Raw genomic sequence first — 21,433 nt, forward strand, 5'->3', positions numbered from 1 at the left:
CGCGCCGGGCGAGACGAAGGAAATCGCCGTGAAGGTGCAGGACGCGCGTTGGGACATCGAGCGTCTGTCTGACCTGGCTTACGACACCGACAGCCAGATCGGCGGCCTGCTGATGTTCTTCTCGCCGACGGGACGCCGCTTCGCGGCCGAAATCGGCGGTCCGGTCATTCCGAAGTTCGTCGCCGGCGACATGCCCTAAGCGAACTGCCGACTACCGACAAAAGCCCCCGGTCCAAAAGACCGGGGGTTTCTTTTTTGCGCGGCGCCGGGTCAATCCATCCTTGCCGCGACCGTCATCTCGGCGCTGTTCACGCGGGGTGTGGAAACCGGCAAAGACGCGCGGCCGCCGCCGCGGCGGCCGGGGCTTCGACAGAGGGCTGATTCTGCGGCCGCTTGTTTCATCGACGTGCGCTCACTATAAAAGTGGGGGCGCGGCCCGCTCGCGACGAGCGGCGCGACGAGCGTTCCCGCCGTGAGCTTGTCCTGCAAAAACGCGCCTGAGGAGCCCGCGCCGAATTCGATGCCCGATCTCTCCGAAGTCTTCCGCGCCGGCGCGGCGAACGCATGGGTTTTCGCGCCAAGCGCGGTGGCCTTGGGCGCGCTGCACGGGCTCGAGCCCGGGCATTCGAAGACGATGATGGCGGCCTTCATCGTCGCCGTTCGAGGGACGGTGGCGCAGGCAGTGCTGCTTGGGGTCGCCGCGACGATTTCGCATACGGCGATCGTCTGGGCCGTGGCGCTGACCGGACTCTATCTCGGCGCGCAGCTGAACGTCGAGGCGAACGAACCCTATCTGCAGATCCTTTCGGGCGCGCTGATCATCGCCGTGGCGCTTTGGATGATGTGGCGCACCGGGCGCGACATCGACGCGGCCAGAGCCGGGTCCGCGCCGGCGCAGCAAGTCGGAGCGCCGCCGATCGGCGCAGGCGCCGCGAATGGCGCCGGTGGCCACACACATAGCGCGCACAGCCACGCGCATGATCACGCGCATGATCATGCACATGGCTATGCACATCGCGCTCACGACCACGCGCATGGCGACGCATATATGAGCGCGCATGCGGGCGCCGATGTCGGCGCTCATGTGCATTCCCATGATGGCGGCGTTCCGCACAGCCATCAGGAAGAGGCGTTCGAGAGCGAGCTTCTGGACGTCGATCCGACGGTCTACGCCGACGCGCATGAGCGCGAACATGCGCTCGATATTGAACGGCGCTTCGCCAATCGCCGCGTCACCACCGGACAGATCATTCTCTTCGGGCTGACCGGCGGCCTGATTCCATGCCCGGCGTCGATCACCGTGCTTCTCTTATGTCTGCAGGTTGGGCGCATCGGGCTCGGCGCGGCGCTTGTGCTGTGCTTCAGCATCGGTCTGGCGCTGACCCTGGTGCTCGTCGGCGTCGCCGCGGCGCTCGGCATGCGCCACGCCGCTTCGCGCTGGCCGGGATTCGACGCGCTGGCGGCGCGCGCCCCCTATTTTTCGGGCGCGCTCGTCGCCGCCGTCGGCGCCTATACGATCGCAGTCGGCGCCGCCGCGCTCACCTAGATCTATTTTCCGAGGTGAAACGCCGACTTCGTCACCTTCGCGGTGATCGGCGCGTCGAGGAAAAAATCCAGCACGGCGTCGACCGTCGGATCGACGGCGTAGGTTGAGAAGTCGGTCATCCCTTCTTCCGCCAAGACCTGCACATCGATGAAGAAATTGCCGCTGCAACTCTTCGCCGGGCGAATGAGGATCGCGTGCGCGGCGTCGGCGACGATCTCGGGCTTTCGCGAGCGGCGCAGCAAGTCTTCGCCGCCGAGAAGATTGCCGACGGCGGCGGTCGCGATCGCCGTCTCCGGCCAGAGCGAATTGGCGGCGACGCCATCGCGCGCGAGATCCCTGGCGAGGCCGAGCGTCACGAGGCTCATGCCGTATTTGGACATCGTGTAGGCGAGATTGGGAGAAAACCACTTCGGGTTCAAATCCAGCGGCGGCGACAGCGTGAGAATATGCGGATTGGCGGATTTCCGCAGATGCGGCAGCGCCGCCTTGGAGCACAGATAGGTCCCGCGCGCGTTGATCTGATGCATCAGATCGAAGCGTTTCATCTCCAGCGCGTCGATGCCGCGCAGGTCGATGGCGCTGGCGTTGTTGACGAGGATGTCGATCCCGCCGAAACAGGACGCGGCCTGCTGGATCGCCGCCTCGACCTGATCTTCGAAGCGAATGTCGCAGGGAACGGCGAGCGCCTGTCCGCCCGCCGCTTCGATTTCCGCCGCGGCGGTGTAGACCGTGCCGGGAATCCTCGGATTCTCGGTCACGCTCTTCGCCGCAATGACGATATTGGCGCCGTCGCGCGCGGCGCGCATTGCGATCGCAAGGCCGATGCCCCGGCTCGCGCCGGTGACGAACAGCGTCTTGCCGGCGAGCGAGCGCGTGACTGTCGGCGTCATGGCGCGCTCACGCCGTCATTCGCGAAAATGCGGCGCCGCCTCACGCGGCGACCTGCGCCGGATAGCCGGCTTCGGTGATCGCCTTGGCGAGCGCCTCGGCGTCCTTGGGCGCCGGCGTCACATCGACCTTGCCGGTGGCGAGGTCCACTTGAACTTCGGCGTTCGGCTCGACGGCCTGCACCGCCTTGGTGACATGCTTGACGCACATGTTGCATGTCATGTCTTGCACATTGAACGTCGTCATCGCTTCCTCCTTGGTCTCTTGATCAGCCGCTTCTGTTTCGATCGGCGCCTCTTGCTGGACGGTTTCCGCGGCCGCGACGACCGGCGGCTTGAACCGGCGCAGGCGCAGGGCGTTGGTGAGCACGAACACGCTCGACAACGCCATCGCCGCGGCGCCGAACATCGGCGAGAGCAGCATGCCGTTCACCGGATAGAGCGCGCCCGCCGCGACCGGAATGAGCACGACGTTGTAGCCGAAGGCCCAAAATAGATTCTGCTTAATGTTGCGCATCGTCTCATGCGAGATCGCCAGCGCCGTCGGCACCTTGGCGAGGTCGCCCGACATCAGCACGACGTCGGCGGCTTCGATTGCGATGTCGGTTCCCGTGCCGATGGCGATCCCGGCGTCGGCGGCGGCGAGCGCCGGCGCGTCATTCACGCCGTCGCCGACGAAGGCGATTTTGTTGGCTTCGCGCAGGCGCTCGATCGTCGCGACCTTGCCATCGGGCAGCACGCCCGCGACGACCTCGTCGATCCCCAGTCTCCGGGCGATGGCTTTGGCGGTGCGCGCGTCGTCGCCGGTGATCATCGCCGTCTTCACGCCGAGCGAATGAATGGCGTCGATCGCGGCGCGGCTCGTCGGCTTCAGATCGTCGGCGACCGAGAGAATCGCGCCAAGCTTCTCGTCGACCGCGACGTAAAGCGGCGTCTTGCCCTCCTCGGCGAGGCGCTGGGCGTCCTCGGCGAAGGGCGCGGCGTCGAGTCCGAGCGAGGTCATGAAGCGCTCGGCGCCGATCGCCACGGTCTTGCGGTCGACGATTCCGGCGACGCCCATGCCGGCGACGGATTTGAAGTCGGCGCAGGGCGAAAGCGCAAGTTCCGCTTCCTTGGCGGCGGCGACGAGCGCCGCGCCCACCGGATGTTCGGACTGCGATTCGACGCTCGCCGCGAGCCGCAGCAGCTCGTTTTCTTTCTTGCCCGGCATGGCGACGAGATCGGTCAGGCGCGGCTTGCCATGGGTGAGCGTGCCGGTCTTGTCGAAGGCGATGAGCGTCACGTCGCGCAGCGTCTGCAGCGCCTCGCCCTTGCGGAACAATACGCCCAGCTCCGCGGCCCGTCCCGTTCCGGTCATGATCGCCGCCGGCGTGGCCAGCCCCATGGCGCAAGGGCAGGCGATGATGAGCACCGCAACGGCGTTGACGAGCGCATAGGTGAGTCGCGGCTCGGGTCCGATCAGCATCCAGACGACGAAGGTCAGCGCTGCGACGGCGAAGACCGCGGGGACGAAGACGGCGGTGACGCGATCGACCAGCGCCTGAATCGGCAGCTTGGCGCCCTGCGCCTGCTCGACCATACGGATGATGCCGGCGAGCGTCGTGTCCGAACCGACGCGGGTCGCGCGAAACGAAAAGGCGCCGGAGCCGTTGACCGTCGCGCCGGTGACGGCGGCGCCGGTCCTTTTGGCGACGGGCGTCGGCTCTCCGGTCACCATCGACTCGTCGACATGGGAAGCGCCCTGGGTGACCACGCCATCGGTCGGGATGCGCTCGCCCGGCCGCACCAGAACGATGTCGCCGACGCGCACCTCATCGATATCGACGTCGACGGTCTCGCCGTCGCGTTCGACCCTGGCGGTCTTCGGCTGAAGCTTCGCCAGCGCTCGGATCGCTTCCGAAGTGCGGCCCTTGGCGCGCGCTTCGAGATAGCGGCCGAACAGGATGAGGGTGACGATGACGACCGCCGGCTCGTAATAGACATGCGCCGAGCCGGGCGGCAGCACTTCGGGCGCGAAGGTCGCGACGACCGAATAGAGATAGGCGCTGAGCGTGCCCGTCGCGACCAGCGCGTTCATGTCGGGCTGGCGCCGCAGCAGCGACGGAACGCCCTTGAGGAAGAAGACGAGGCCGGGGCCGAACAGCACGACGCTCGCCAGCAGGAAGGAGATCTCGCGGATCCTGGCTTCCCCGATCGTCGCCATGGCCCAGTGATGGACAGGCGGGATGAGATGCCCGCCCATTTCGATCGCGAAGATCGGCGCCGTCAAAATGGCGGCGACCACGAGGCGGAAGCGCAGCGCGCGCATCTCCTCGTCGCGTCGCGCCCGCTCTCGGTCGGCGCCGCCCGAGTCAGCGGCAATGGCGCGCGGCTCGTAGCCGGCCTGCGAAATGGCGCGGCGCAGTCGATCCGTCAGCCCTGGGCCGGCGAGCGCGCGCACGGACGCGCGTTCGGTCGCGAGATTGACTTTCGCGTCGAGCACGCCCGGAACGGCGTTCAAAGCCTTCTCGACATGCGAGACGCAGGAGGCGCAGGTCATGCCGCCGACCCCGATCTCGACCGTCTCGACGACCGGCTCATAGCCGGCGTCGGACACGGATTTGACGAGCTGCGCAGGATCCGCGTCGGGCGTCAGCGAAACTTCAGCGCGTTCCGTCGCGAGGTTCACATTCGCGGCGCTCACGCCGGGCGTGTGCGCAAGCGCCTTCTCGACATGCGAGACGCAGGAGGCGCAGGTCATGCCCCGCACCGTGAAGTCCAGACGTTCGCCGCCCTGAATAGGAGTTTGAGCGTTCATGCTTGCCGCCTCGTTTTCAACGCCCGCGCGCGTCAGTCTAAAGCCACCGCCGCGTGCGCGCCACATACGACCGATAGTCGTCGCCAAATTTCTCAAGCAGATGCCGCTCTTCCGGCTCAATCGCCAGTTTGGTCAGCCCGAAGGCGAGAACCGGCGTCAATAGCAGCGTGAACGGCGAGTCGAGGAACAGACCCAGTCCAAAGATCAAGGCGACATGCGACACATAGATCGGATTGCGCGAAAATCGGTACGGCCCCTCTGTGACGAGATGGCGCGCGGCGCGATGCGGCATGATCGTCGTCTGTTGGCGCGAAAGAATGCGGAAGCACCAGACGTCATTGGCCAGCGCCGGGATCACGAGGGCTGCGCCAGCGATCTGCGGCAGAGAAGAGGAGGCGCGATCGACGAGCGAGGCGCGCGTCGCCGCGTCGAGCATGAGCCCGATCGCAAGGGTCACGGCCATCAGGATCGGCGGCCAGGCGATCGGGGACGGCGGCGCATCGGCGCGTGTCGGCGCGTTCATTGCGGCTGCTCCGGACGAGACTGTATGCTCAAAATCGCGTCTCAGGCCGCCAATTTCAAGCGGCGGGCGTCAAGGTCATCTTGACGATCTTCCGGCGAGCTGTCAGGAAAGACTTGACAAAAGGCCGAATATGATCGCCCTGCCTAAACGTAAACTGCGCTGCTCGTTCTGCAAGAAGTCCGAAACGGAGGTCCCGCGGCTGATCGGCGGCGCCGCCGGCGGCTATATCTGCGAGGATTGCGTCGGCGTTTGCAACAAGATCCTTGACGCTGCGCCTTCGCCCTTCAAAAGCTGGGACGATCTCACCGACGCGCAACTGCTGTCGTCGATCAAGGCGAGCGAAGCCAGCGTCATGGCGTTGCATTCTCTCATCCACGCGCAAGTCGCGGCGCTTCGCAAACGCGAGGTGAGCTGGGCGGCGATCGGCAAGGCCCTGGGCGTTTCTCGGCAGGCGGCCTGGGAGCGGTTCTCCTGATCCAGGACCGGCCCCCTATGCTCGAACGCTACGCGCAGGATCTCGCGAGCCTCGCCGCGCGCGGCAGGTTGCGCGCGCTCGCGCCGCGCGCGGGAGTCGATTTCGCATCGAACGATTATCTGGCGCTGGCCGAATCGCCGGAGCTCGGCGCGGCCGTAACCGCGGCGCTCGCGCGCGGCGTTCCGGTCGGCGCCGGCGGATCGCGGCTTTTGCGCGGCAATCATCCCGAGCACGAAGCGCTCGAAGAGGAGGCGGCCCGCTTCTTTGGCGCAGAAAGCGCGCTCTATTTCAGCGCCGGCTTTGCGGCCAATGAGGCGCTGCTTTCGACCGTCCCTCAGCGCCACGATCTCATTCTCTATGATGCGCTCGCGCACGCCAGCGCCCATGAAGGCATGCGATTGGCGCGCGCGCCGAACGCCAGGTTTCCGCATAATGACGTGGGCGCGGCCGAGGACGCGATCCGCTCCTGGCGCGAGAAGGGCGGACGCGGGAACATCTGGATCGTGGTCGAAAGCCTTTACAGCATGGACGGCGACAAGGCGCCGCTCGACGATCTTTCTGCGCTCGCCGCGAAGAACGACGCCTTCCTGCTCATCGACGAGGCCCACGCGACAGGGGTGTATGGTCCTCACGGGCGCGGACTCGCGGCGCGTTTTGAAGGCGCGGAGAATGTCATCAGTTTGCACACCTGCGGCAAGGCCATGGGAGTCGTCGGCGGTCTCCTCTGTCTGCCGCGCACCCTGCGCGACTTCATGATCAACCGCGGTCGGCCATTCATCTTCGCGACGGCGCCGTCGCCGCTCATCGCCGCTTGCGTCCGCGCGGCGCTCACGATCGTTGCGGCGGCGGACGACCGGCGCGCCGAGCTTCTGTCGCGCATCGACTTCGCCGGCGCCGAATTGCGGCGCCTCTGCGCGATCGAACCGTCGGGCAGCCAGATTCAGCCGGTCATCGTCGGCGCCGACGTCCGCGCGACGACGCTCGCGTCGCGCATGCAGGCGCATGGCTATGATCTTCGCGCCATCCGTCCGCCGACAGTGCCGGACGGCTCGGCGCGCCTGCGCATCGCGCTGACGCTCCATGCGAGCCGGGATGACGTCGCGCGCATGATCGCGCATCTTGGCGAAGCGCTGGCGGGGCTCGAACGATGAACCGCCGCTTTGTCATCGTGGGAACCGACACGGGCGTCGGCAAGACGATCGTCTCCGCCGCGATCGTCGGCGCGCTCAACGCGTCGTACTGGAAGCCTGTGCAGGCGGGGCTCGACGGCGAGACGGATTCGCAGACCGTGGCGCGCCTTTCGGGCGCGCCGGCGGAGCGCATTCTTGCCGAGGCATGGCGGCTGCGTCGGCCGGCGTCGCCGCATCTTGCCGCGCGCGACGAAGGCGTCGAGATCGCCGCCGCCGCGCTGACTCCGCCGTCGTGCGACGCTCCTCTCATCATCGAGACGGCCGGCGGCGTGATGACGCCGCTCAGCGATCGCGCGCTGACCATCGACGTGCTGGAGCGCTGGCGCTTGCCCGTCATACTCGTCGCGCGCACGAGTCTCGGCACGATCAATCACAGCCTGCTCACCCTCGAAGCCTTGCGCAGACGCGCGATTCCGATCGTCGGGATCGTGTTTTCCGGCGAGGCTGACGCCGATGCGCAACATGCGATCGAGACGATCGGCGGCGCGCGCATTCTCGGCCGGCTGCCGAGGCTTGATCCCTTGACTGAGAAAACGCTGCGCGCCGCGTTCAACGCCGCCATCGCGCGCGACGCCTTCGGAAGCGGCGCATGAGCTATGTCACTGACTCGCCGGTCTGGCGGCCGTTCACGCAGCATGCGCTGCAGCCCGGCGCCTTCAAGATCGCGCGCGCCGAAGGCGCTTGGCTCGAAGCCGAAGACGGTCGCCGCTTTCTCGACGCCATCTCCTCCTGGTGGGTGATCACCCACGGTCATCGCCACCCGGCGATCATGCAGGCGATCCGCGAAGAAACCGAGCGGCTCGACCAGATCATCTTCGCCGGCTTCACCCATGAGCCCGCGGAAGCTCTGGCGCGGCGCCTCGTCGTGCTAACGCCGCCCGGCCTCGACTATGTGTTTTATTCCGACAGCGGCTCGACCTGCGTCGAAGTGGCGATCAAGATGGCGCTTGGCTTCTGGCGCAATCGCGGAGAGGCGCGTTCGCGCATCGTCGCGCTTGAGCACGGCTATCACGGCGACACGATCGGCGCGATGTCCGTCGGCGCGCGCTCGCCCTTCAACGCGCCTTACGAGCCGCTGCTCTATGACGTCGCGCGGATCCCGTTTCCAATGCGCGGCCGCGAGCAGGAGACGCTCGACGCGCTCGAGCAGGCCTGTCGCGATAGAGCCGCCGCGCTCCTCGTCGAGCCGCTGATTCTCGGCGCGGGCGGCATGCTCATATACGGCGCCGACACGCTCGCGGAGATGAAGCGCATCTGCGCGCGCTACGGCGTGCTGTTCATCGCCGATGAAGTAATGACGGGCTTCGGCCGCGCTGGGACGCTGTTTGCCTGCGCGCAGGCGGCGGTCGTTCCCGACATCGCCTGTTACGCCAAGGGCCTGACCGGCGGCGCGCTGCCGCTCGCCGTCACCATGTGCAAGCGCGAGATTTTCGAGGCGCATCTGTCGCCGGAGCGGGCGCGCGCCTTTTTTCATTCGAGCTCCTATACGGCGAATCCGATCGCCTGCGCCGCGGCGCTGGCCAATCTCGACGTATGGGCGACGGGCGAGCCCGCCGCGCGGGTCGCGGCGCTTTGCGACATGCAGGCCGAGCGCCTTGCGCGCTTTGCGGACGACGCGCGCTTCTCGAACGTGCGCCGGCTCGGAATCGTCACGGCGCTCGATCTGCATGTCGGGCAGGGCGGCTATCTGGCGACGATCGCGCTCGATCTGATGGGGTTCTTCAACGCGCGCGGACTTCTCCTGCGCCCGCTTGGCCCGACGATCTATGTCTTTCCGCCGTACTGCGTCGCGGCCGCCGAACTCGATCTCGTTTACGACGCGATCAGCGAGGCGGCGGAGCGCTTCGGCAAGCGCTAACGTCCCAGCTCCGTGCGCACGCTCTCGCCGCAGCCTCCGTTCGCGACGGCGTCCTTGCGCGCGAGAAATTCGTCCTTGAGCGCGCGTCGCAGGATTTTGCCGACATTGGTCTTCGGCAGGCTCTCGCGGAATTCGAAGTGGCGCGGAATCTTGTAGCTCGTCAGCTGCTCATGCGCGAAGGCGCGCAACGCCTCGCGGGTGAGACTCGGGTCGCGCGCCACGACGAAAGCCATCGGCGCTTCTCCCGAATGTTCATTCGGCACGCCGATCACCGCCACCTCCTTGACCAGAGGATGTTCGGCGAGCACGGATTCGACTTCGTTCGGATAGACATTGAAGCCCGAGACGAGAATCATGTCCTTCAGCCGATCGACGATCTTGACGAGCCCGTCCGGCGCCATCACCGCGATGTCGCCCGTCTTGAGGAAACCATCGGCGGTCAGCGCTTTGGCGGTTTCATCCGGCCTGCGCCAGTAGCCGCCCATCAGTTGCGGCCCCTTGACGCAAAGTTCGCCGCGCTCGCCGACGGGAACCGGTTCGCCGTCGGGCGAACGCACCGAGATGTCCGTCGACGGCACCGGATAGCCGATCCCGCCGGTGAATTCGGCGATCGTCGGCTTGTTGATCGTGACGATCGGCGACGTTTCCGTCAGCCCATAGCCTTCGACGATCGGCTTTCCGGTCAGCGCCTTCCACTTCTGTGCCACGACCTCCTGGGTCGACATGCCGCCGGAGATGGTGAGCAGAAGGTTGGAATAGTCGACGGACTTGGCCGTCGAATGGTCGGCGATCGCCGCATAGAGCGTGTTCACGCCGGAGAACAGCGTGAAATCAGATTTGCGCAGCGTCGCAATCAGGCCCTTGATGTCGCGCGGATTGGCGATCAACAGGCAGCAGCCGCCCGTCTTCACGACGAGCATCAGGCAGGCCGTCAGTCCGAAAATGTGATAGAGCGGCAGCGCCGTCACCATCACCAAAGGCTTGTTCTCGAGATAGGGCTTGAGCCAGGCCCATGATTGCTCGACGTTGGCGGCGACATTGCGATGCAGCAGCATCGCCCCCTTCGCGACGCCGGTCGTTCCGCCGGTGTATTGCAGGAAAGCAATGTCCTCCGGTCCGACCTGCGGCGGCTTGAACGGCTCTTCGGCGCCCGCCTGCAGCACTTGCGCGAAGCCGACGCAGCCCGGCAAGCGATAGGCGGGGACCATGCGCTTGATCCAGCGCGACACGAAATTGACGATCAGTCCGCGCAGCCCCATCAGATCGCCGGGTTTGACGATCACCGCACGCTCGATGTTCATGTGCGGCCAGGCGGTCGCCGCCGTATGCGCGAAGTTTTCGAACACGAACAGAAAGCGCGCGCCCGAGTCGTTCATCTGGTGTTCGAGTTCATGCGGCGTGTAGAGCGGATTGACGTTCACTACGACGCCGCCGGCGCGCAAAACGCCGAAGAGAATTGCCGGATAGGCGAGGACGTTCGGCGACATGATCGCGACGCGGTCGCCTTTTCTCAGTCCGCGCGTCTGCAGCCAGGAGGCGACCGCCAGCGCGGCGCGCCCGAGCTCCTCGAAGGTGAGCGTCGCGCCGAAACTCTCCATCGCCGTCCTGTCGGCGAACTCCACGACGCTCGCATTGAAGATCGCGACAAGCGTCGAATAGGACGATTCGTCGATTTCAGCCGGAACGCCAGCGGGATACGACGCAAGCCACGGCCGCTTCGCATAGGGGTCCTCGCGTTGTTGTTCGGCGTTTGTCATTTCCATTGGGCCTCCACGAGCCGTCGTGAAACGCGCTGCGAATCATGCGCACTGCCGATGCGCTCTTGTTCAAGATAGCGCGTCTCGCGTCGAATGAGGCTATGCGCGGCCTGCGAACGTTATGTTGCGTCGCCGCGAGACGTCACTTTGCGCCTGTGGACGCCGGGGCGAGGCCGAAGAGCAGCGTGACGCCGAGCGCCAGAACGAGAATCGCGGCGATGAACTCGCCGCCGCGCGCGAGAATGATCGCGCGTCTCGAATCCTTCGCGCCCAGCCGGACCGCCGCGCTCTTGGCGTATACGGCCGTCGCGGCGAGGGCGCCCGTGGTGATCGCGGTGCCGGCGGACATCGCGATGACCGCGCCGGCGCCGGCGGCGAACAGCCCCTGCGACAGGGTGAACACCAGCACCAGAATGGCGCCGGAGCAGGGGCGCAGGCCTGCGGCGACGACGGTCGCCGCCGCGTCGGCGAATCGAAACTTCGGTCCGCCCAATGTCGAAGGGTCCGGCGCATGGCGGCAGCTGTCGTCGTGCACATGCGCCGGGTCGTCGATCGCCTCGCAGACGAAGCCGCGCGCGGTCGGCGCGATTGCGGGCGCGCGCAGCGCCGCCGCCAGCGCCCGGCCTTTCACCCAGGCGAGGCGCGCGCCGAGCGCCGCGACCGCCGCATAGCTGGCGAGCTCGATAAAATGGGTGGCGTCGCTCATCTGGCTGGCGGTCGCGCGGAAGAACGCCGCCGCAGCGCCGACCACGGCGATCGCCACCAGGCCCTGCAGCAGCGCGGCCAGCGCCGCGAGCAGCAGACCGCGGCGCAGCGCCGTTTCATTGGCGAGCATGTAGGAGGCGAGCACCGCCTTGCCGTGGCCGGGGCCGGCCGCGTGAAAGGCGCCATAGGCGAAGCTCGCCGTGGCGAGCGCGAGGAACGCCGAAGGATCGGTCTTGAGCGCGCGCGCGGCCGTTTGCAGTTCGGCGTGAAACTTGGCCTGCCACGCCAAAATGAGCCCCGCGAGGCCCGTCGCCGCGGCGGTCGACTCCTGCGCCCCGACGGCGAATGGATGGCGCGGCGCGCCCCAGGCCGACGACGCCGCAGTCGCGGCGAGGGCGGCGGCGATCACGCCGAGCCAAACCATTCTCCGCTCAAATGTCACGGACAGGCCACGATCGCGCGCGTCGCCAGCTTGATGCCGAAATCGGCGCCCGGCGACATGTTCTGAAAGAAGGCTTCGCTCAGTTTCTGGTTGTCGGTCGCCAGCAGCGGCGCAGGCTCGACGAGGCTGACCGAGCAGCCGTTCGGCGCGCCCGCGAGCGTCACCGGATCTTTCTTCTCAAATCCGAAGGAGACGAAATAGGTCGGGTCGTAGACCTGGAAGGAAAACGGCTTCTTAGCTGCGACCGGCTTCTCCAGCGGCAGAAAGAAACGCAAGGTGACGATCTTCTTGTCGTTGGCTTCGAGCGTCACATTCTCCGGCTGCTTGAACGCAAGTTTGGCGCTGTTCCGCTTGGCGTAGGTGAAAAAGTCGAATTCGGCGAGCGATTCGACGTTCGTTTTCGCGAGCGGCGCCAGCTCTTCGCGGGTGGGCGGCTTTCCGTCCTTGCCGAGCCCCTGCACGGCATAGGCCGAATACATTTCGTCGAACTCCCAGGCGTGCCGAACGCCGGTGATCTTGCCGTCGGGCGCAAACACCACCTCGCTGCGCACGGCCACCCAGACATGCGGATGGGCCGCGGCGGCGCCGATCCCGGCCGCTGTCATCAAAAGGAGAAGAATCGCTTGGATTTTCAGTTTCATGCGACTCTCGCGCTTAGGCGGCGAAGGCGGCGGAATCGCGGCGCGGGCTGGCCGTTCCGCGCCTGTGTATGCTAGGAGATCCGTCCTTGAAAAGGCGCTTCCCTGTGGCATAAGGTGGCGGATACAGAGTCGTCGCCGACGAGGCGCTGTGCGGCTGAAGGCCACGACCGGCTGGGTCGTTAAAACCGGATTCGTTCACGGGTTGATCCTTGTCTTTTAGCGTGTGAGCGCAAGAGTCCCAAGCGCGCTTCGCCGATTTCGCGCAGGAGAGCAGTTATGGCGGAAATTGCCGCCGGCGACGCAGTGACCGGCTCCGCCTTCGCCGAGGCGTCGCTCTCCGATCGTTTTGATCTCGAAAGATCGCGCGTGCTGATCACCGGCACCCAGGCGATCGTGCGCCTGCTGCTGATGCAGAAGGAGGCGGACCGCCGCGCCGGCCTGAACACGGCGGGCTTTGTCACCGGCTATCGGGGCTCGCCTCTGGGCGGCGTCGACGCGCAGATGCACAAGGCCAAGGCGCTGTTCGACGCAAACAATATCTTATACATGCCGGGGCTCAACGAGGACCTCGCGGCGACCGCCATCTGGGGCGCGCAGCAGGCCGAGATGCGCGGCGAAGGCAAATATGACGGCGTTTTCTCGCTTTGGTACGGCAAAGGTCCCGGCGTCGACCGCAGCGGCGACGCCTTTCGCCACGTCAATCTCGCCGGCGTCTCGCGCCATGGCGGCGCGCTGGCGCTCATGGGCGACGACCACACGGCGGAGTCCTCCACCACCGCCCATCAGTCCGACTATCATTTCGTCGATGTGATGATCCCGATCCTGTCGCCGGCCGGCGTGCAGGAAATCCTCGATTACGGACTCTATGGCTTCGCCCTGTCGCGCTTCGCCGGCGTCTGGGTCGGGCTGAAGCTTCTGAAGGATACGGTCGAGTCGACGGCCTCGATCGACGCTTCGCTCGATCGCATTCGCCCGATCGCGCCGCCGGATTTCTTCATGCCGCCGGGCGGCCTGAACATCCGGCCCGGCGATCCGGTTCTCGCGCAGGAAGAGCGCATGCAGGAGAGCAAGCGCGACGCGATGCTCGCCTTCATCCGCGCCAATCGCTTGAACCGCATCATCACCTCGGGCGGCGCCAATCCGAAGATCGGCGTCATCACGGTCGGCAAGTCCTATCTCGACGTGCGCCAGGCGATGGACGATCTCGGCCTCGACGAGGTGAAGGCCAACGATCTCGGTCTGCGTCTCTACAAGATCGCCGCGCCCTGGCCGCTGGAGCCGCAGGGGCTGCGCGAATTCGCGCGCGGCCTCGATCTGATCATCGTCGTCGAAGAGAAGCGCTCGCTGATCGAAACGCAGCTGCGCGAGGAATTGTACGGCGCGCCGCATCAGCCGCTGTGCATCGGCAAGAAGGACGAGCGCGGCGAATGGCTGTTCCCCGTCAAGGGCGCGCTCGACGCCAATGACATCGCCATCGCCATCGGGCGGCGGCTGTTGAAATATCATCCGCTGGAGACGCTTGAAGCGCGCGTGCGCCGGCTCGAGCGGTTGCAGGATCGCCGCCGCACGATGACCGACGTCACCGTTCGCGTACCGCATTTCTGCGCCGGCTGTCCGCATTCGACGTCGACCCATGTGCCGGAAGGCTCGCGCGCCTATACGGGCATCGGCTGCCATTACATGGCGCAATGGATGGACCGCTCGACCGAGGGCTATACCCATATGGGCGGCGAAGGCGCGAACTGGATCGGCGAGGCGCCGTTCTCGACGCGCAAGCATATGTTCCAGAATCTCGGCGACGGCACCTATAATCATTCCGGGTCGCTCGCCATCCGCTTTGCCGTCGCGACCAACACCAACATCACCTTCAAGATTCTCTTCAACGGCGTCGTCGCCATGACGGGCGGCCAGAAGCACGAAGGCGAATTGACGGTCGAAACGATCGCGCGGCAGATCGCGGCCGAAGGCGTGACGAAGATCGCGCTGGTCAGCGACGAGCCCGGCAAATATGCGCCGACGGTCGTCTGGCCGGCGGGCGTGACCATTCATCACCGCAACGTCCTCAACGAGGTGCAGCGCGATCTGGCGCAGACGGAAGGCGTCACCGTGCTGATCTACGATCAGACCTGCGCCACCGAAAAGCGCCGTCTGCGCAAGCGCGGCCTGATGAAGGATCCGGACTCGCGCGTCATCATCAACGAACTCGTGTGCGAAGGCTGCGGCGACTGCGGCACGGCGTCGAATTGCGTCGCGGTGCAGCCGGTCGAAACCGAATTCGGCCGCAAGCGACGCATCGATCAGTCGGCGTGCAACAAGGATTTTTCCTGTCTCGAAGGATTCTGTCCGAGCTTCGTCACCGTCCATGGCGGGCGGATGAAGAAGGCGCCGCTGCCTTCCGAGGAAGACGCGAGCGGACAGCCCGATCTGCCGGAGCCCCGCATCGCCGAGATCGGCGCCACGCCTTATGGAATTCTCGTCGCCGGGCTCGGCGGCACCGGCGTCGTCACCGTGTCGGCCATTCTTGGGATGGCCGCGCATCTCGAGGGCAAGGGCGTCGGCGTCATCGACATGGCCGGCCTCGCGCAGAAGGGCGGCGCGGTCTATTGCCATGTGAAGATCGGCCAAACGCCGGCGGATGTTCACGCCATCCGCATCGCCGCCGGCGAAGCCGATCTGATGCTGGGCTGCGATCTGGTCGTCGCCGGCGCGAAGCAGGTGCTCGCCGCCGTGGAGCAGGGCAAGACGGCGGTGCTCGTCAATTGCGCCGAGGTGTTTCCCGGCGACATCGAGCGCAATCCCGATTTCGTTCTGCCGTCGGAAGAGGTCAAGCAGGCGATCCGCCGCGCCGGCGGGCCGGAATCGACCTTCATCGACACGACCGCGCTTGCGCAGGCGCTGCTTGGCGACTCCATCGCGGCGAATATTTTCATCCTCGGCTACGCCTGGCAGAAGGGCTATCTGCCGCTGTCCGACGCGGCGATCCTGCGCGCCATCGAACTGAACGGCGAATCCGTGCCGATGAATCAGTCGGCCTTCCTGTGGGGCCGCCGCGCCGCGCATGATCTGAACAGCGTGCTCTCCGTCGTCGAGTCGTTGCGTCAGCCCAATCGCAGTCGCGAGAAATCGAAGACTCTCGAGGAGATCATCGAGCGCCGCGCGGCGTCCCTCGCGGATTATCAGAACGAAGCCTATGCCGCGCGCTACCGCGCCGGCGTCAAGAAGATCGCCAGCCTCGAAGCGGCGCGCGCGCCAGGTTCACGCGAACTCAGCGAAGCGGTCGCGCGATATCTCTTCAAGCTGATGGCGGCAAAGGACTATTACGAGGTCGCGCGGCTCTATACGGACGGCGCCTTCCAGCGCCAGCTCGATGAAACGTTCGAGGGCGATCTGCGCCTCGAACTGCATCTCGCGCCCAATCTCCCCGCGTTGCAGCGTAAGACCGATTTCGGCGGCTCGCGCAAATTCACCTTCGGGCCCTGGATGTTTAAGGTGCTGCGCGTGCTGGCGAGGATGAAGACGTTGCGCAACACCTGGATCGACGTCTTCCGTTTCGATCACGACCGCGTCGTCGAGCGCAAGCTCCTGAGCGATTATGAAGCGCTGCTCGACGACTTCGCCGTTTCGCTGACGCCGGAGAATTACGCGAGCGCCGTCGCCCTCGCGCGCCTGCCCGAGCACATTCGCGGATTTGGCCACGTCAAGGCGCGCCACATCGCCGCCGTCGACGCCGAGCGCGAACGGCTCATGGCCGAATATCGCCATCCGGCGGCGGTCAAGCTCGCCGCCGAGTGAGCCGCGCTCTCGACGGCGCTGTGATATAAAGCGCCCCAATCGCCGCTTTAGGTCTGTCATTTCCGGCGACCGAAGGTCTGATCGGGAATCCCAGCGCGGCGACGCGAATCTTTGAAGCCGGCCCTGGTTTCCTGATTACGCGCCTTGCGCGCGTCGGGAACGACATGCGTGAGAACTTTGATTGGTTGTTGTGGCGTGGATGACTCAACGGACAATGGCGTGAGAGATGCGCGATCGGCGATGCGTCTGTCGTCGGCGCCAACCGAACGCCGCGCGCTTGTGCTCGGCGGATCGAGCGAAGCGCGCACGCTTGCGACGCGGATCGCCGCCGACCCGCGTCTCGACGGCGTCATTTCGCTCGCCGGCCGCACCAGCGCGCCGCTCGCGCATGATCTGCCGACTCGCGTCGGCGGCTTCGGCGGCGTCGAAGGAATGATGCGCTATCTCGTCGAGGCGCGCATTTCGCATGTGATCGACGCCACCCATCCGTTCGCCGCGCGCATCTCCGCAAACGCCCGGGCCGCCTGCGCCGCCGTCGGCGCGCCGCTGCTCGTGCTGACGCGCCCGCCATGGAGTCCCGGACGTGGCGACCGCTGGATCAAGGTCGAAAGCAACGCCGACGCGGCGCATGCGCTTGGCGCGGCGCCGCGCCGGGTCTTTCTCGCGATCGGTCGCCAGGGCGTCGCCGATTTTCGTCTCGCCCCGCAGCATGACTATATTTTGCGGGTCATCGAACCGCCGCGCGCCGAAGATCTGCCGCCTTCCTGCGCGGTCATCTTCGGCCGCGGCCCTTTCGCGCTCGAAGACGAAATCGCGCTGATGCGGGATCAGGGCGTCGAGACGATCGTCACCAAGAACAGCGGCGGCGCGCTCGCTTACGCCAAGATTGAGGCGGCGCGGACGCTTGGGCTTGACGTCGTCATGATCGCGCGGCCGGCGAGCGCGGCCGCGGCGACGACGCATAGCGTCGATGCGGCGCTCGCGTTTCTCGCGTCATGAGCCGCACGCTGATGATTCAGGGCACGGGCTCCGACGTCGGCAAATCGCTGCTCGTCGCCGGGCTCGCGCGCGCCTTCGCCAATCGCGGGGTCAGGGTCGCGCCCTTCAAGCCGCAGAACATGTCGAACAACGCCGCGGTGACGGCCGACGGCGGCGAGATCGGCCGGGCGCAGGCCTTGCAGGCGCGGGCCGCGCGGCTTACGCCTCGCATCGATATGAATCCCGTGCTGCTCAAACCGCAAGGCGCGTCAGGCGCGCAGATCGTCGTGCAGGGGCGCGTCGCCGGACAGGCGAAGGCGCGCGACTATCAGGACCTGAAGCCGCGCCTGATGCAGCCGGTGCTCGAGAGCTATGCGCGCCTGAAAGCGGAAGCGGACATCGTCATCGTCGAGGGCGCCGGCAGCGCCGCCGAGATCAATCTGCGCAGGAACGACATCGCCAATATGGGATTCGCCCGCGAAGTCGACGCCCCCGTCGCGCTCGTCGGCGACATCGACCGCGGCGGCGTGATTGCGCAGCTCGTCGGTTGCAAGGCGGCGCTCGACGACGATGACGCGGCGATGATCGAGGCGTTCATCGTCAACAAGTTTCGCGGCGACGCCTCGCTGTTCGACGACGGTCTGCGCTTCGTCGAAGCGCGCACCGGCTGGCGCGCGCTCGGCGTCGTGCCATTTTTCGACGCCGCCGCGCGGCTTCCGGCCGAAGACGCATTCGGTTTGCGGACGCAAAGCCGCGAGCGGCGCAACGGCGTCACGATCGCCGTTCCGCTCCTGCCGCATATCGCCAATTTCGACGATCTCGATCCGCTGAAGGCGGAACAGGGCGTGCGCGTGATCTTCCTCAAGGATGGCGAACCGCTGCCGCCGGAGACGCAACTTGTCATCCTGCCGGGATCGAAAGCGACGATCGCCGACCTCGCGGCGTTGCGCGCTAATGGCTGGGACATCGACATTCTCGCGCATGTGCGTCGCGGCGGCCGGGTCTTCGGCGTTTGCGGCGGCTATCAGATGCTCGGCCGCGTTATCCGAGATCCGCTCGGCGTCGAAGGCGCGGCCGGCGAAGCGCACGGCTTAGGGCTTCTCGACGTTGAGACCACTTTGAGCGGAGCAAAAACTCTCACGCCCGTCAGCGGCCATGCGCCGATCTTCGATGCGCCCTTCAGCGGCTATGAGATGCATGTCGGCGAAAGCTCCGGCGCCGCCTGCGCGCGACCGGCGTTGCGCCTTGCTGATGGGCGGTTGGATGGCGCGACGTCGCGTGATGGACGCGTGGCGGGCGCTTACGCGCACGGGATCTTCGCGGACGACTCTTTACGCGCGTCGCTGCTGCGCACGCTCGGCGCGCCGACGTCCGCGCTGCGTTACGAGGAGTCGATCGAAGAGACGCTCGACACGCTTGCGGCGCATTGCGCGCGCCACATCGATCTCGACGCGCTCTGGGAGATCGCGCGATGACGGCGCATTCCACCATCGGCGCGCCGGCGATTGTCGCGCATGGCGGACGACTCGACGCCGCGCGCCGGCTTTATCCCGACGCGCCGCAGCCCTGGATCGATCTGTCGACCGGCGTCAATCCGCGCGCCTATCCGCTGCCGCAGCTCGCTGACGAGGCTTTCACGCGGCTTCCCGACGACGACGCTTTCGCCGCGCTCGACAGCGCCGCGCGCCGGGCCTATGGCGCGCATGCCGAGGTCGACGTCATTGCTGGCGCTGGGGCGCAGGCTTTTATTCAGATGCTGCCGCGCGTGTTTCCGGCGAAACGAGTCGCGATTCTGGGCTTTACCTATGCCGAGCATGCGGCGTGTTGGGCGGCGTCGGGCGCGCAGATTGACGTCGTCGAGACTTTGGACGCGCTCGCGAACGCCGATGTCGGCGTGATCGTCAACCCTAATAATCCCGACGGGCGCGTCGTCGCGCCTGAAGACATGTTGTCGACGACCGCGCGCATGGCGCAACGCGACGGCCTGCTCATCGTCGATGAATCCTTCATGGATTTCACGCCGGAGCGTAGCGTCGCCCGTTTCGCTCACGGGAGGAGCCTCCTTGTGCTGCGCTCTTTCGGCAAGGCTCATGGGCTTCCGGGGTTGCGGCTCGGCTTTGCGCTCTGTTCGCGCGCGCGGGCGGCGGAGCTTCGCGCCGCGCTGGGACCCTGGGCAGTTTCTGGTCCGGCGCTCGCGATCGGCGCACGCGCGCTTGCCGATGACGCATGGCGCGCGAGCGCAGCGCATGCGGCCGCGCGGGACGCCGCCCGTCTCGACGCGCTTCTGATGCAGTCAGGTTTTCAGATCGCAGGCGGAACGACGCTGTTTCGGCTGGCGGCGCATCCGCAGGCCTCTCGCCGTTTCCTGCATCTCGCCGCCCGCGGCATATTGACCCGAGTCTTCGCGGAGGGGCCGGACTGGATACGGTTCGGTCTGCCGAAAAACGAGTCCGATTGGGATAGGCTGGCTACAGCGCTGGAGAGCGCCGATGGCCGCTGAAGCGCCGGAGAACAGGGACGCGCCGCCAGCGACCGATCTCGCGCCCGCGGAGGCCTTCAGCGAGGCCGAGCGCGCTGCGATCTACCGCGTCATCCACGCCCGCCGCGACGTGCGCGACGAATTCCTGCCCGACGACGTGCCGCGCGACGTTTTGCTGCGCATCCTCGACGCGGCGCATCATGCGCCTTCGGTCGGCTTCATGCAGCCCTGGAATTTCATCATCGTCCGGGACGTCGAGAAGCGGCGCGCCGCCTATGACGCTTTCCGGAGCGCCTGCGAAGCCGAGGAGCAGGCCCTGGAGCCCGACCGGCGGTCGCTCTATCGCAGCCTGAAGCTGCAGGGCATCATCAAGGCGCCTCTCAATATTTGCGTCACTTGCGACCGCGCCCGCTTCGGCGCGACAGGGCTCGGCCGTACGCAGCAACCCGACACCGATATGCTCAGCACCGCTTGCGCGGTTCAGAACCTGTGGCTTGCGGCGCGCGCCGAAGGCGTCGGCGTTGGATGGGTGAGCATCGTCAGGGACGCCGATCTGCGCGGGATCTTAAATATTCCCAATGAGATAGCCATCGTCGCCTATCTCTGCGTCGGCTATGTCGCGCAGGCGTATCGATCGCCCGAACTGGAAGTCAAGCGCTGGGCGTCGCGCCTTCCCCTGGAGAATCTGATCTTTGAAGACGGCTGGGGAGAGCTGGCGAGTCCACAAACCTGCCTTAAATAACTGAAAGGCTGAATTCAGCTTTCCTGTGGACTCCTGGAGACAACCTGTTAGCCTTGCTCGACTTTTTAGGGTGATGCGTGAAAGGTTGCAGCGTTAGGATCGCCGGATAGTCGAAGCCCATTTGGGGGCGTCGGAGACGCGAACATGGCGCCGGTTAATTTGGAACAGCTGTTCGAGAAAGCCTTCCCGCTCGCCAACAACACCATCCTCACCGTCACGGAAGTGCCAGACTGCGAAGAGCAGCTGCTGAAACTGTTCGAACGCGCCATGTTGCGCGGATTCGACAATCATGCGCGGCTTACGCAGATCCAGCTGCCAATGGAGCGCTTTCCGGATCTCGACTCGAAATTCTGGCATGTGCCGATCGAGGATTGCGGCGCGGCCCAGGTGCTGCGCTTCTTCTTCGAAGCACCGCGCGCGCCGGCGCACTAAGCTCAAGCGCCATGCGCCTTTAGCGGCGCGACCCGCTCATCGGCGGGCGCGGCCGGCTTTTTGCGCCGAAGCTTGCTCATCAGCAGATAGATCACCGGCGTCGTGTAGAGCGTCAGCGCCTGGCTGAGCAGCAGGCCGCCGATGATGGTGATGCCGAGCGGTCGGCGCAGTTCGGCGCCGATCCCGGTC

The 21,433-nt window shown here is 66.2% G+C and carries 19 protein-coding genes; 12 read left to right on the plus strand and 7 right to left on the minus strand.

Annotated elements, in window-relative coordinates; genetic code table 11:
- Nucleotides 1–199, plus strand: a 199-nt coding sequence (locus AB7F41_RS14780; RefSeq protein WP_428385398.1) for a methane monooxygenase/ammonia monooxygenase subunit B, incomplete at its 5' end; no start/stop codon positions are given.
- Between the two features lie 321 nt (nucleotides 200–520).
- Nucleotides 521–1,546, plus strand: a complete 1,026-nt coding sequence (locus AB7F41_RS14785; protein WP_428385403.1) for a nickel/cobalt efflux transporter — start codon at nucleotides 521–523, stop codon at nucleotides 1,544–1,546.
- Between the two features lie 2 nt (nucleotides 1,547–1,548).
- Here AB7F41_RS14785 and AB7F41_RS14790 read toward each other — a convergent pair whose 3' ends face one another.
- Genes AB7F41_RS14790 through AB7F41_RS14800 form a run of 3 tightly spaced genes read right to left on the minus strand, consistent with a single transcriptional unit; the run spans nucleotide 1,549 to nucleotide 5,753 of the window.
- Nucleotides 1,549–2,436 (minus strand): SDR family oxidoreductase, encoded by an 888-nt coding sequence (locus tag AB7F41_RS14790; protein WP_428385396.1) that lies wholly within the window; start codon nucleotides 2,434–2,436, stop codon nucleotides 1,549–1,551.
- A 40-nt stretch (nucleotides 2,437–2,476) separates the two neighbouring features.
- A complete protein-coding gene (locus tag AB7F41_RS14795; protein WP_428385394.1) occupies nucleotides 2,477–5,230 on the minus strand; it encodes a heavy metal translocating P-type ATPase in 2,754 nt (917 codons plus the stop codon).
- 37 nt (nucleotides 5,231–5,267) lie between these two features.
- The gene (locus tag AB7F41_RS14800; protein ID WP_428385392.1) at nucleotides 5,268–5,753 is read right to left on the minus strand and encodes a methyltransferase family protein; all 486 of its coding nucleotides are present in this window, start codon (nucleotides 5,751–5,753) and stop codon (nucleotides 5,268–5,270) included.
- Between the two features lie 130 nt (nucleotides 5,754–5,883).
- Here AB7F41_RS14800 and AB7F41_RS14805 point away from each other — a divergent pair, with 130 nt between their 5' ends.
- The 4 genes from AB7F41_RS14805 to AB7F41_RS14820 are packed head-to-tail and all read left to right on the plus strand — an operon-like array spanning nucleotide 5,884 to nucleotide 9,276.
- Nucleotides 5,884–6,228: a ClpX C4-type zinc finger protein gene (locus AB7F41_RS14805; protein ID WP_428385390.1), complete on the plus strand. Its 345-nt coding sequence runs from the start codon at nucleotides 5,884–5,886 to the stop codon at nucleotides 6,226–6,228.
- Nucleotides 6,229–6,245: 17 nt separating this feature from the next.
- Nucleotides 6,246–7,379: an 8-amino-7-oxononanoate synthase gene (locus tag AB7F41_RS14810; RefSeq protein WP_428385388.1), complete on the plus strand. Its 1,134-nt coding sequence runs from the start codon at nucleotides 6,246–6,248 to the stop codon at nucleotides 7,377–7,379.
- Nucleotides 7,376–8,011, plus strand: a complete 636-nt coding sequence (gene bioD, locus AB7F41_RS14815) for a dethiobiotin synthase (protein ID WP_428385387.1) — start codon at nucleotides 7,376–7,378, stop codon at nucleotides 8,009–8,011. The genes AB7F41_RS14810 and bioD overlap by 4 nt, the downstream gene beginning before the upstream one ends.
- Complete coding sequence (locus AB7F41_RS14820; RefSeq protein ID WP_428385385.1) at nucleotides 8,008–9,276, plus strand: adenosylmethionine--8-amino-7-oxononanoate transaminase; 1,269 nt, start codon at nucleotides 8,008–8,010, stop codon at nucleotides 9,274–9,276. Before bioD ends, AB7F41_RS14820 begins: the two co-directional genes overlap by 4 nt.
- Here AB7F41_RS14820 and AB7F41_RS14825 read toward each other — a convergent pair.
- From AB7F41_RS14825 to AB7F41_RS14835, 3 genes are all read right to left on the minus strand, one after another.
- Nucleotides 9,273–11,033 carry an AMP-binding protein gene (locus tag AB7F41_RS14825; RefSeq protein WP_428385402.1) on the minus strand — a complete coding sequence of 587 codons (1,761 nt, stop codon included), beginning with the start codon at nucleotides 11,031–11,033 and terminating at the stop codon, nucleotides 9,273–9,275. The two genes, AB7F41_RS14820 and AB7F41_RS14825, sit on opposite strands and share 4 nt — an antisense overlap.
- Nucleotides 11,034–11,175: 142 nt before the next feature.
- Nucleotides 11,176–12,162 (minus strand): nickel/cobalt transporter, encoded by a 987-nt coding sequence (locus tag AB7F41_RS14830; protein WP_428385383.1) that lies wholly within the window; start codon nucleotides 12,160–12,162, stop codon nucleotides 11,176–11,178.
- Nucleotides 12,163–12,176: 14 nt separating this feature from the next.
- Nucleotides 12,177–12,821, minus strand: coding sequence for a DUF1007 family protein (locus AB7F41_RS14835; protein WP_428385381.1), 645 nt, complete (start codon nucleotides 12,819–12,821; stop codon nucleotides 12,177–12,179).
- Between the two features lie 276 nt (nucleotides 12,822–13,097).
- Here AB7F41_RS14835 and AB7F41_RS14840 point away from each other — a divergent pair, with 276 nt between their 5' ends.
- The 6 genes from AB7F41_RS14840 to AB7F41_RS14865 all read left to right on the plus strand — a co-directional run bounded on the left by AB7F41_RS14840 (nucleotide 13,098) and on the right by AB7F41_RS14865 (nucleotide 21,244).
- Complete coding sequence (locus AB7F41_RS14840; protein ID WP_428385379.1) at nucleotides 13,098–16,613, plus strand: indolepyruvate ferredoxin oxidoreductase family protein; 3,516 nt, start codon at nucleotides 13,098–13,100, stop codon at nucleotides 16,611–16,613.
- 240 nt (nucleotides 16,614–16,853) lie between these two features.
- A complete protein-coding gene (locus tag AB7F41_RS14845; protein ID WP_428385400.1) occupies nucleotides 16,854–17,612 on the plus strand; it encodes a cobalt-precorrin-6A reductase in 759 nt (252 codons plus the stop codon).
- Nucleotides 17,609–19,066 (plus strand): cobyric acid synthase, encoded by a 1,458-nt coding sequence (locus tag AB7F41_RS14850; protein ID WP_428385377.1) that lies wholly within the window; start codon nucleotides 17,609–17,611, stop codon nucleotides 19,064–19,066. Before AB7F41_RS14845 ends, AB7F41_RS14850 begins: the two co-directional genes overlap by 4 nt.
- Complete coding sequence (gene cobD / locus AB7F41_RS14855; protein ID WP_428385375.1) at nucleotides 19,063–20,091, plus strand: threonine-phosphate decarboxylase CobD; 1,029 nt, start codon at nucleotides 19,063–19,065, stop codon at nucleotides 20,089–20,091. The genes AB7F41_RS14850 and cobD overlap by 4 nt, the downstream gene beginning before the upstream one ends.
- Entirely contained in the window at nucleotides 20,081–20,812 is a 732-nt protein-coding gene (gene bluB / locus AB7F41_RS14860; RefSeq protein ID WP_428385373.1) for a 5,6-dimethylbenzimidazole synthase, read from the plus strand. The genes cobD and bluB overlap by 11 nt, the downstream gene beginning before the upstream one ends.
- 144 nt (nucleotides 20,813–20,956) lie before the next feature.
- Nucleotides 20,957–21,244 (plus strand): hypothetical protein, encoded by a 288-nt coding sequence (locus AB7F41_RS14865; RefSeq protein WP_428385371.1) that lies wholly within the window; start codon nucleotides 20,957–20,959, stop codon nucleotides 21,242–21,244.
- A gap of 2 nt (nucleotides 21,245–21,246) precedes the next feature.
- On the opposite strand, the gene AB7F41_RS14870 is transcribed toward AB7F41_RS14865, so the two are convergent.
- The coding region (locus AB7F41_RS14870; protein WP_428385369.1) for an efflux RND transporter permease subunit at nucleotides 21,247–21,433 on the minus strand (187 nt) is incomplete at its 5' end.

This window comes from Methylocystis sp., from assembly GCF_050251305.1.
Taxonomy (GTDB): Bacteria; Pseudomonadota; Alphaproteobacteria; order Rhizobiales; family Beijerinckiaceae; genus Methylocystis.